This is a genomic window from Calditerricola satsumensis, assembly GCF_014646935.1.
Lineage (GTDB): Bacteria > Bacillota > Bacilli > Calditerricolales > Calditerricolaceae > Calditerricola > Calditerricola satsumensis.
Genome location: NZ_BMOF01000012.1, coordinates 35831 through 46772 on the forward strand (window position 1 = coordinate 35831; position 10942 = coordinate 46772).

Below are 10942 nucleotides of genomic sequence, written 5' to 3' on the forward strand. Positions count from 1 at the left end.
CCGATCCTCCTTCACTGCCCGCTTCCACGAAAACATTACGGAACCGGATCCACCCCGCCGGGATGAAAGGGGTGGCATTTCGCCACGCGTTTGATCGCGAGAGCCAGACCTTTTCGCACGCCGTATTTGGCCACCGCCTCGTACGCGTATGCCGAACAGGAGGGATAGAACCGGCACACCGGCGGCTTTAGGGGCGAGATCCACCGCTGGTACACCCGAATCAACGCTAACACTACGGCTCTCACGGCAACGGTCGTCACCCCTTCTCCGCGATCAAGCCCGCCCGGCGCAACACGTGGCCGACGCTTTTCACCATCTGATGATAGTCCAGCTCGAGGGCCGAAGCCCGGGCAATGAGGACCACGTCGACACCCGGCCGGATCTTGTCCGCGTGGGCGCGCACCGCTTCCTTGATCAGGCGTTTGAGGCGGTTGCGCACCACGGCTTTTCCGAGTTTCTTGCTCACCGATACGCCGACGCGAAACGTCCCCCCTTCGGGCCGGGGAAGGGCATAGACGACAAACTGCCGATTGGCGGTCGATTGCCCGTGACGAAACACGCGTTGAAACTCTTCGTTTTTGCGCAACCGTCGCTCGCGTTCCACGCGCTCCTCTCCACCTGTGCCGATCGTTCGGACACAAAACCGTTTCGATCAACTATTCATTATAATTCTTCCGCCAGAAAAGTCACGCCAAACCTTCCACGGTCTCCCCTTCTCGTGAACGCGCGTGAAAAAAGGCCACACCCGCGGTGGCCTCTTACGCAGACAGCACTTTTCTCCCCTTGCGGCGGCGATTGCGCAGCACCTTCCGCCCGCTTTTCGTGCTCATGCGCTTGCGGAACCCGTGCACTTTTTTCCGCTTGCGGTTGTTCGGCTGGAACGTGCGCTTCATCCCCTTCCACCTCCTTCGCCAGTATGCAAACGAACAAGACCGACAGTCTCGTTCATTGTACTGAAACGGTTTGTCCATTGTCAAGCATCCGCGCTCGCGCGAGCTGTGGATCCTTCATCCACAAGCGCCAACGGATTTCGACACCGTTTTGCACAGGTTGTACACAACATCTCGTGCTGTTGATAACCTTCTCCCACAAGGTGTTGGGGTTGTGGAAAAAGGCGAAACACCCTTGTCCAATGCGCCTTCTCCGTGCTATGATGGTTGTGTTTTCCCCAGTGGATAAGTGGCGAACACCCGCATTTTGTCCACAATTGGGGATATTTTTGTGTATAGACTGAGGGGATTGTGGACGAATGCAGCGCGGAATTTGTGGACAACCCCTTCTGCCTTTCGCGACGTTTTGCGCCCCGTCGACATCTGTTTTATCCACATTTGTCCACAAGAATGTGTGAACAACTGCCGAGGGGTGAGCACGGTGGACAAGAGGGTTGGCGAGTTGTGGCACCACGTTCTCACCGTGATCGAAGGCCGCCTGTCCAAACCGAGTTTCGAAACCTGGCTCAAGTCAACGGAAGCCCTCGCCCTCCAACGCAACACCGTCGTCGTGGCCGCACCGAACGAATTTGTGCGCGATCACCTCGAACGGTCCTACACCGCCCTGATTCGGGAAACGCTCCGGGAAGTGACCCAGCAGGATCTCGACGTCAAATTCGTGCTCCCGCCGCGGCACGACGAAACCGAAGGGGAAACCGCTGCATCCACAGCTCCCCGTCAACCGCGCTCGGCAACCGCTACGACCGACGACATGCCGCAAACGGTGCTCAATCCCAAGTACACCTTCGACACCTTCGTCGTCGGGCAAAGCAACCGGTTCGCCCACGCGGCCTGCCTGGCCGTGGCCGAATTGCCGGCCAAAGCCTACAACCCGCTGTTCATCTACGGCGGCGTCGGCCTGGGCAAGACGCACCTGATGCACGCCATCGGGCACTATGTGCTGCAGCACAATCCCGGGGCCAAAGTGGTCTACCTGTCCTCGGAAAAGTTCACCAACGAGTTCATCACGGCCATCCAATACAACCGGACCGAAGACTTTCGCAACAAGTACCGCAAAGTGGACGTCCTGCTGATCGACGACATCCAATTTCTCGCCGGCAAAGAACGGATCCAGGAAGAGTTCTTCCACACGTTTAACGCCCTGCACGAGGAAAACAAGCAGATCGTCATCTCCAGCGACAGGCCGCCGCGGGAAATCCCCACCCTCGAGGATCGGTTGCGCTCCCGTTTTGAGTGGGGCTTGATCACGGACATCCATCCGCCGGATCTGGAAACGCGGATCGCCATCCTGCGCAAGAAGGTAAAAGCGGAAAACCTGGACATCCCCGACGACGTGCTCCTGTACATCGCCAACCAGATCGACTCAAACATCCGCGAGCTGGAGGGTGCGCTCCTTCGCGTCGTCGCCTACTCCGCAGCCCATCAACGCGACATCGACCTGCCCCTCGCCGTGGAAGCGCTGCGGGACATCGTTTCACCGGCCAAGCCGCGCAAAATCACCATCGCCGACATCCAGAAGGTCGTGGGGGCGCATTTCGGGTTGCGCGTCGAAGACCTGATTGGCAAGAAGCGAACGAAGAACGTCGCCTACCCTCGCCAAATCGCCATGTATTTGGCCCGCGAGTTGACCGATTCCTCCCTGCCCAAGATCGGCAGCGAATTCGGCGGCCGCGATCACACCACCGTGATCCATGCCCACGAGAAGATTTCGCGAGAGTTGCAAACCAATCCGGACCTGCAGGCCCTCATCCAGCAATTGACCGAGCGGTTGAAACATCAGCCCTAACCGCGCTGTGCACAACCCACCCCGCCTATGCACAGGTTGTCCACATGTGCATAGGCGCTTTTTTTATGGCCACACGCGGTTATCCACGGCACCCACACCGCTGATGAGGACGAATACGAAAGGTTTATTGAATGACCTTATGCAAGAAGCAAGACGAATATGCCCCGTTCCCCCGGCAAGCAGCGCCGAATGTCGCGAGGCACTCGGTGGCAATCGGTTTGCCACCCCTCAAGGACTTGCCATGAAAATCGGATGAATTCCGTTTTACTTCGTGTATACGCCACAGGGGTATTCATAAAGTGAAGGCCCCGGAACGAAGAACCGGTTGTTGACAGCCGTTCGACCTTTTGCGTCATAATTAGATGATATGGACTTGTCCAATGAACCGTTCCGCTGCCCTTTTCCCTCGACACCCGTCTCGTACCGCCGCATTGGACCCGTCTCGTTATTTTTGCTATGCTGTTGATCCAGAAGGTGGAGGGATGTCATGAAACTCACCGTTGATCGCAGTCGCCTGGTGAGCGCCTTGCAGCAGGCCACGAAGGCCGTGTCCGCGCGCACGACCATCCCCATTCTGACCGGCGTAAAAGTGGTGGCGGACGAACGCGGCGTTACCCTGACCGGCAGCGATTCGGATGTGGCCATCCAGTGTACCGTTCCACGCGAAGAGGATGATCGCGTCCTCGTGCATCTCCAGCAGGCCGGTAGCGTGGTCATCCCGGCTTCCTACTTTCTGGACATCATTCGCAAACTTCCCGGCGACACCGTCGAGATGGAGGTCAGCGAACGGTTCACCATCGCGTTGCGCTCCGGTCCGTCGGCCTTCCACCTTAACGGGCTGGATGCCGACGACTACCCGCGCCTTCCGCAGGTGGAGGAAGGGACCGGCTTTGCCGTGCCGGGCGACCTGCTTCGGGCCATGATCCGGCAGACGGTGTTCGCCGTGTCGACATCGGAAACGCGGCCCATTCTCACGGGCGTGCAGTGGACGCTGGAAGACGGCCACCTGCGCTTTGTGGCCACCGACAGCCATCGCCTGGCGACCCGCACGGCACAGGTGGAAGCGGACGCCAGCGCGCGGTTTTCCGTCGTCGTGCCAGGAAAGAGCCTGCAGGAACTGGCCAAGACGCTGGAAGAAACCCGCGAGCTGGTCGACGTCTACGTGGCGAAAAACCAGCTGATGGTCAAGGGCAAACACACCTTGTTCTACTCGCGGCTCTTGGAGGGCAATTATCCGGATACGTCGCGGATCATCCCGACCGCCAGCAAGACGAGCCTGGTGGTCGAGACGAAGGAGTTTCTGGCGGCCATCGAGCGGGCCTCCCTCATCGCCAAGGACGGCAAAAACAACGTCGTCAAGCTGTGGGTGCGGCCGGATCACACGGTGGAATTGTCGTCGCACAGCCCGGAGATCGGCAAGGTGACCGAGGCGGTCATCGCCCGCGCGGTGGAAGGGGAAGAATTGAAGATCGCCTTCAACGCCAGGTACATGATGGACGCGCTGCGCGCCGTCGATGCGCCGGAGGTGGCGATCCGCTTCACGGGGGCGATGAGCCCGTTCGTGCTCAAGCCCACCGACCACGATTGGACGCTGCATCTCATCCTGCCCGTGCGCACGTACTGACGGCGCGGATTGTGCGAGGGGAAGGATGGGCATGGCGGAACGGACCGTGTACATCTCCACGGACATCATTACGCTGGGGCAGCTGCTCAAGCTGGCCAACGTCATCGCCACGGGCGGCCAGGCCAAAGCCTTTCTCGCCGCCCATGACGTGCGCGTCAACGGGGAGCGCGAGACGCGGCGCGGCCGCAAGCTGCATCCAGGCGACGTGGTGACGGTCGACGATCGAATCCAGCTGCGCGTCGATCGCCGCGACGGCGACCGGACGGGGGACGCGTAAGGGCCGTGCGGCTCCGCGAATTGGTGCTGGACCGTTTCCGGAACTATGCCGCCCTGCACCTCACCTTTGACGCCCCGGTGACGCTGTTTGTCGGGCGCAACGCGCAGGGCAAGACCAACCTCCTCGAGGCGATGCACGCGCTGGCCTTCGCCAAGTCCCACCGCACCGCGCGCGACCGCGAGCTCGTCCAATGGGGACGGGAGGTGGCGACGGTCAAGGGGCGCGTGGAGCGGGACGGCGGGCGTAGCGTGCGTCTCGAGGTGCGGCTTGCGCCGAAGGGGAAAACGGTCAAGGTGAACGGCGTCGAGAAGCGGCGCCTCAGCGAGTACGTCGGGCACCTGAACGCCGTTCTCTTTGCCCCGGAGGACCTCAACCTGGTCAAAGGCGCGCCGCAGCACCGGCGCCGCTTTCTCGACATGGCCATCGGCCAGGTCAGTCCCGCCTACCTGCACGACTTGAGCGCCTACCTCAAAACGGTGGCCCAGCGCAACCAGCTGCTCAAGATGGCCCGGACGGCCGGCCGCCCGCTTGATGAGCTCCTGTCCGTTTACGACGAGCAATTGGCCGCGTTGGCGGCGAAATTGCTTCGCAAACGGCTGGAGTTTGTGGGAAAATTAGAGGGATGGGCCCGCACCATTCATGCCGCCGTCACCCAAGGGGCGGAAACCCTTTCCCTGCGGTACGTGTCGACGGTGGCGATGGATGCTGCCGATGGCGCGATGCAGGCGATGGAGGAGCGGGTGCATGAGGAGCTCGTCCGGCTTCGTCCGCACGAGCGCGAGCGTGGCGTCACCCTTGTCGGGCCGCACCGCGATGACCTGGCTTTTTTTGTGAACGGCTACTCCGTGCAAACCTTCGGCTCGCAGGGCCAGCAGCGCACGGTGGCGCTGTCCCTGAAACTGGCGGAGATCGAGTTTATCCGCGAAGCGGTGGGCGAGGCGCCCATCCTCCTGCTCGACGATGTCCTGTCGGAGCTCGACGCCGGCCGGCAGCTGCACCTGCTCTCGGTCATCCAGGATCGCGTGCAAACGTTTGTGACGACGACGGGAGTGGAGGGTGTCGACCACGCGTTGGTGCGCCACGCCGCCCGCTATCGCGTCGAGCAGGGCCAGATTGAACCGGAAGGATGAGGGCGATGTTTATCCATCTTGGCGGCGATTGGACGGTGTGGACGCGGGATGTGGTGGCGATACTGGATGAAAAGCTGATTTCGGCCTCCAAGCGGACCCGCGAGTTTGTCGAAACCCATCAGGTGCGGGGCCGCTACGTGGCCGTTGCCGCCGATGCCGTCAAATCGTACGTGGTGACGACCGATGCGTTGTACGGCTCGCCCATCTCGTCGACCACCTTGATGCGGCGGGCGCTCGGGGTTCGCGCATCCGACGTCGGCGCGCGGCGCCCGATGCGCCCGAAGGGGACGGACGAAAGCGAAGGTGAAGCGCGTTGAGCCTTGAGCAAAAGCAGCACACCTACGACGAAAGCCAGATTCAGGTTCTCGAGGGCCTCGAGGCGGTGCGCAAGCGCCCGGGGATGTACATCGGCTCGACGGGAAGCCGCGGGCTGCACCACCTGGTGTGGGAGGTGGTGGACAACAGCATCGACGAGGCCATGGCCGGCTTCTGCGACGACATCCGGGTCATCATCCACCCGGACAACAGCGTGACCGTGATCGACAACGGCCGTGGCATTCCCACCGGCATTCACGAAAAGACGGGGAAATCGACGGTCGAGACGGTGCTCACCAACCTCCACGCCGGGGGGAAATTTGGCGGCGGGGGCTACAAGGTGTCGGGCGGCTTGCACGGCGTCGGCGTCTCCGTCGTCAACGCCCTGTCGGAGTGGCTGGAGGTGGAGGTGAAGCGCGACGGCAAAATTCACCGCCAGCGCTTTACGCGGGGCAACCCCGACTACGACTTGAAAGTGGTCGGGGAGACGAACGAGACGGGGACGCGGGTGACGTTCAAGCCCGATCCGGAGATCTTCACCGAGACGACCACCTTTGATTACGACGTCCTGGCCAACCGGTTGCGCGAACTGGCCTACTTAAATGCCGGCTTGCGCATCACGCTTGTCGACGAACGGACGGGGAAGAAAGAAGTTTTCCAATACCAGGGCGGCATTGTCTCCTTTGTCAAGAGCCTCAACAAGAACCGCAACGTGCTGCACCCCGAACCGATTTACGTCAGCGGGGAAAAGGACGGCATCTTCGTGGAAGTCGCCCTGCAATACAACGACGGCTACACGACCAACCTGTACTCCTTCGCCAACAACATCCACACCACCGAGGGCGGCACCCACGAGATCGGCTTCAAGAGCGCCCTGACGCGCGTCATCAACGACTACGCGCGCCGGCACAACCTGCTCAAGAACGCCGACACCAACCTGACGGGCGACGACGTGCGTGAGGGGCTGACCGCCATCGTCAACGTGCGCATTCCCGAGCCGCAGTTTGAGGGGCAGACGAAGACGAAGCTGGGCAACAGCGAGGTGCGCGGCATCGTCGAGTCGCTCTTTGCCGAGCGGTTTGCCATGTTTCTCGAGGAAAACCCCTCGGTGGCGCGGAAGATCGTCGAGAAGGCCGTCTTGGCCGCCCGTGCCCGCGAAGCGGCCCGCCGCGCCCGCGAGCTGACGCGGCGCAAAAACGCCCTCGACGCCGGCTCGCTGCCGGGGAAGCTGGCCGACTGCGCCTCGCGCGACCCGGCGATGAGCGAGCTGTTCCTCGTCGAGGGGGATTCGGCCGGCGGTTCGGCCAAGATGGGGCGCGACCGGCAGTACCAGGCGATTCTCCCTCTGCGCGGGAAGATCCTCAACGTGGAAAAGGCCCGCCTGGACAAGATCTTGTCCAACGAGGAGATCCGGGCGATCATCACCGCCATCGGCACGGGGATCGGCGACGATTTCGACCTCAGCAAGGCGCGCTACCACAAGATCATCATCATGACCGACGCCGACGTTGACGGCGCGCACATCCGCACGCTCCTCCTCACCTTCTTCTACCGCTTCATGCGCGAGCTGATCGAGGCCGGCTACGTCTACATCGCCCAGCCTCCGCTCTACCGCATCCGCAAGGGCAAGGTGGTCCGCTACGCGCACAGCGAGAAGGAAAAGGAGGCCATCTTGCAGGAGATGGGCGGCAAAGGGGAGCCGGAGATTACCCGCTTCAAGGGGCTTGGCGAGATGAACGCCGACCAGCTATGGGAAACGACGATGGACCCGGAAAGCCGCACCCTGCTGCGGGTGACCCTCGAAGACGCCATCGAGGCGGACCAGGTGTTCGAAATGCTGATGGGCGACCGCGTCGAGCCGCGCCGCGAATTTATTCAAGAGCACGCCAAGTTTGTCCGCAACCTGGACATCTGATCGGACGCCGGTCCTGCAACGCGTGATGCGGGGCGGCAATCTCGTTGGAACGGAGGGAGCGGATGAGCACGGAACCGCGCATTCAAACCGTTGACATTTCCGAGGAAATGAAAAGCTCGTTCCTGGACTACGCGATGAGCGTCATCGTCAGCCGCGCCCTGCCGGATGTCCGGGACGGGCTCAAGCCGGTGCACCGGCGCATCTTGTACGCGATGAACGAGATGGGGCTGACGCCGGACAAACCGCACCGCAAGTCGGCCCGCATCGTCGGCGACGTGATCGGGAAATACCACCCGCACGGCGACGCAGCGGTGTACGAGTCCCTCGTCCGCCTGGCGCAGGACTTTTCCTGCCGTTACCCCCTCGTCGATGGCCACGGCAACTTTGGCTCCGTCGACGGCGACGGCGCGGCGGCGATGCGATACACCGAGGCTCGCCTGGCGCCGCTGGCCACGGAGCTCCTCCGCGACATCAACAAGGACACCGTCGACTTCGGCGACAACTACGACGGCACGGAGAAGGAGCCCCTCGTCCTCCCGGCCCGCTTTCCCAACCTGCTCGTCAACGGGGCGGCGGGAATTGCCGTGGGAATGGCCACGAACATCCCGCCGCACAACCTGGGGGAAACGATTGACGCCCTGCTCTTGCTCATTGAGAACCCCGACGCCACGGTCAAGGAGTTGATGACCAAGATCAAGGGGCCGGATTTTCCGACGGGGGGCATCATCCTCGGCAAGGACGGCATCCGCCGCGCCTACGAAACCGGCCGCGGCAGCATCGACATCCGCGCCAAGTGCTCGATCGAAGAGGCGGGCGGGGGCAAGACGCGCATCGTCGTCGAGGAGATTCCCTTCCAGGTGAACAAGGCCAAGCTGATCGAGAAGATTGCCGAACTCGTCCGCGACAAGAAGATCGACGGCATCACCGACCTGCGCGACGAGTCGAGCCGGGAGGGGATGCGCGTCATCATTGAGCTGCGCCGCGACGTGAATCCGCGCGTCGTGCTGAACAACCTGTACAAGCACACCGCGCTGCAAACCTCCTTCGGCGTCAACATGCTGGCCCTGGTGAACGGCGAGCCGCGGGTGCTCAACCTGAAGGAGGTGCTCGTCCACTACCTCGACCACCAGAAAGAGGTCATCCGCCGGCGCACGCAGCACGACCTGCGCAAGGCGGAGGCGCGGGCGCACATCCTCGAGGGCTTGCGCATCGCCCTCGACCACATCGACGCCATCATCAACCTCATTCGCGCCTCGCAGACGGTGGACGAGGCCAAAAGCGGCCTGATGGCGCGCTTTGGCCTCACCGAGGAGCAGGCCCAGGCCATCCTCGACATGCGCCTGCAGCGCCTCACCGGCCTGGAGCGGGAAAAGATCGAGACGGAGTACGCCGAACTCGTGCAGAAGATCGCCGAGCTGCGCGCCATCCTTGCCGATGAAAAGAAGATTCTCGCCATCATCGCCGAAGAACTGAAAGAAATCAAGGAGAAGTACGGCGACGCGCGGCGCACGCGTATCACCGCCGATGTGGACAACATCGACGAGGAGGACCTCATCCCCGAGGAAGACGTCGTTGTCCTCCTTACCCACCGCGGGTACATCAAGCGCATGCCGGTCTCCGCTTACCGCAGCCAGAAGCGCGGCGGGCGGGGCGTGCAGGGCTTGAGCCCCCGCGAAGACGATTTCGTTCAGCACCTCTTCATCACGAACTCCCATCACTACCTCCTGTTCTTTACCAACAAGGGGAAGGTGTATCGGCTCAAGGCGTACGAGGTGCCGGAGTTCGGCCGCGCCGCGCGGGGTGTCGCCCTGGTCAACCTCATTCAAATTGAGCCGGGGGAAACGGTGAATGCCGTCATCCCGGTGGCGACCTTCGACGATGAGGCGTACCTGTTCTTTGCCACCAAGCAGGGCATCGTGAAGAAGACGCCCCTCGGCGAGTTTGAGCACATCCGCAAGGGCGGGCTGTTTGCCATCAATTTGCGCGACGATGACGAACTGGTGGGCGTGCGCCTCACCGACGGCAAGCGGGACATTCTCCTCGGCACCCGTATGGGCCTGTCAATCCGCTTCCCCGAAGCGGACGTGCGCCCGATGGGCCGTGCGGCAACGGGGGTAAAGGGCATCACCCTTGAGGAGGGCGACGCCGTCATCGACATGGACGTCGTCCGCGACGGTGCCTACGTCCTCACCGTGACGACCAACGGTTTTGGCAAGCGGACGCCGATCGACGAATACCGTGTCCAATCGCGGGGCGGCAAGGGGATCCTGACGATCCACTTGACCGAACGTGTGGGTCCCATTGTTGGCCTGAAGATGGTGGAGGACGGTGACGACTTGATGATCGTCTCCTCGGGCGGCGTGGTGATTCGCCTCCACGTGGCCGATATCCCGGTTCTGCACCGCAACACGCAGGGTGTGCGCCTCATTCGCATGGAGGAAGGGGAAGAGGTGGCCACCGTGGCCCGCGTCGAACAGGACGCCGACAAGGATGGGGACATGTAGGGCGGGGGATCGTCCCCCGCTTTTTCGGCTGAATAAATCAGAATGATTACGGTTAACTCTTTCGTGCTGTCGGCATTGGATCCGCAATCGGGAATCAGTTGAAGTGGAGCAAGGAGGAGCCGTATTCGGCTGGCAGAATTGTATTTGGATTACCCTGCTGATGATGATCCAAGAGTGATTCATCTTCCAAAAGAGAAGCGAGTGACCCAAGACGCTATTGAGGATCGATTTTCTTCTCCTTATTCCCAGTTTGATTGAGGTTATGATGCGATATGCAGAACCATTAAAACCTCAGTTTCAAGTGACAGTTTTTGCGAGATAGGCAAAGATGCTCAACATGTTGTTAGAAAAACGGGAAGTTCAGAAGGATGAAACTTCCTGGGCTCTACGCTAAAAAGTGTGGATGCCAAGAAGGAAAAAGGCGGTCAGCGAGCCAAGGGA

Annotated in this window: 10 protein-coding genes; 7 read left to right on the forward strand and 3 right to left on the reverse strand. The window is 61.6% G+C overall.

Features of this window, described 5'->3' with window-relative positions; genetic code table 11:
- Positions 1 to 35: 35 nt before the first annotated feature.
- From yidD to rpmH, 3 genes are all read right to left on the reverse strand, one after another.
- On the reverse strand, positions 36 to 233 hold the full coding sequence (gene yidD / locus IEX61_RS04505; RefSeq protein ID WP_373288406.1) for a membrane protein insertion efficiency factor YidD: 198 nt from the start codon (positions 231 to 233) through the stop codon (positions 36 to 38).
- Between the two features lie 23 nt (positions 234 to 256).
- Positions 257 to 604, reverse strand: coding sequence for a ribonuclease P protein component (gene rnpA / locus IEX61_RS04510; RefSeq protein ID WP_188816903.1), 348 nt, complete (start codon positions 602 to 604; stop codon positions 257 to 259).
- Between the two features lie 154 nt (positions 605 to 758).
- Positions 759 to 893 (reverse strand): 50S ribosomal protein L34, encoded by a 135-nt coding sequence (gene rpmH / locus IEX61_RS04515; protein ID WP_054668967.1) that lies wholly within the window; start codon positions 891 to 893, stop codon positions 759 to 761.
- Positions 894 to 1371: 478 nt separating this feature from the next.
- On the opposite strand from rpmH, the gene dnaA reads away from it, so the two are divergent.
- From dnaA to gyrA, 7 genes are all read left to right on the forward strand, one after another.
- Positions 1372 to 2736 (forward strand): chromosomal replication initiator protein DnaA, encoded by a 1365-nt coding sequence (gene dnaA, locus IEX61_RS04520; RefSeq protein WP_188816904.1) that lies wholly within the window; start codon positions 1372 to 1374, stop codon positions 2734 to 2736.
- Between the two features lie 487 nt (positions 2737 to 3223).
- On the forward strand, positions 3224 to 4360 hold the full coding sequence (dnaN, locus tag IEX61_RS04525; RefSeq protein WP_054668968.1) for a DNA polymerase III subunit beta: 1137 nt from the start codon (positions 3224 to 3226) through the stop codon (positions 4358 to 4360).
- A gap of 31 nt (positions 4361 to 4391) precedes the next feature.
- Positions 4392 to 4637 (forward strand): S4 domain-containing protein YaaA, encoded by a 246-nt coding sequence (yaaA, locus tag IEX61_RS04530; RefSeq protein ID WP_054668969.1) that lies wholly within the window; start codon positions 4392 to 4394, stop codon positions 4635 to 4637.
- 5 nt (positions 4638 to 4642) lie between these two features.
- The gene (gene recF, locus IEX61_RS04535; RefSeq protein WP_188816905.1) at positions 4643 to 5767 is read left to right on the forward strand and encodes a DNA replication/repair protein RecF; all 1125 of its coding nucleotides are present in this window, start codon (positions 4643 to 4645) and stop codon (positions 5765 to 5767) included.
- Positions 5768 to 5772: 5 nt separating this feature from the next.
- Positions 5773 to 6084, forward strand: a complete 312-nt coding sequence (gene remB, locus IEX61_RS04540; protein WP_083462799.1) for an extracellular matrix regulator RemB — start codon at positions 5773 to 5775, stop codon at positions 6082 to 6084.
- The gene (gene gyrB, locus IEX61_RS04545; RefSeq protein ID WP_188816906.1) at positions 6081 to 7997 is read left to right on the forward strand and encodes a DNA topoisomerase (ATP-hydrolyzing) subunit B; all 1917 of its coding nucleotides are present in this window, start codon (positions 6081 to 6083) and stop codon (positions 7995 to 7997) included. Before remB ends, gyrB begins: the two co-directional genes overlap by 4 nt.
- 62 nt (positions 7998 to 8059) lie before the next feature.
- A complete protein-coding gene (gyrA, locus tag IEX61_RS04550) occupies positions 8060 to 10501 on the forward strand; it encodes a DNA gyrase subunit A (protein ID WP_188816907.1) in 2442 nt (813 codons plus the stop codon).
- The last annotated feature ends 441 nt before the right edge of the window (positions 10502 to 10942 follow it).

What these genes read in the sequence shown, in the direction of transcription:
- dnaN (WP_054668968.1), top strand. Translation starts at nt 3,224, where the DNA reads ATGAAACTCACCGTTGATCGCAGTCGCCTGGTGAGCGCCTTGCAGCAG.
- gyrA (WP_188816907.1), top strand. Translation starts at nt 8,060, where the DNA reads ATGAGCACGGAACCGCGCATTCAAACCGTTGACATTTCCGAGGAAATG.
- remB (WP_083462799.1), top strand. Translation starts at nt 5,773, where the DNA reads ATGTTTATCCATCTTGGCGGCGATTGGACGGTGTGGACGCGGGATGTG.
- rpmH (WP_054668967.1), bottom strand. Translation starts at nt 893, where the DNA reads ATGAAGCGCACGTTCCAGCCGAACAACCGCAAGCGGAAAAAAGTGCAC.
- yaaA (WP_054668969.1), top strand. Translation starts at nt 4,392, where the DNA reads ATGGCGGAACGGACCGTGTACATCTCCACGGACATCATTACGCTGGGG.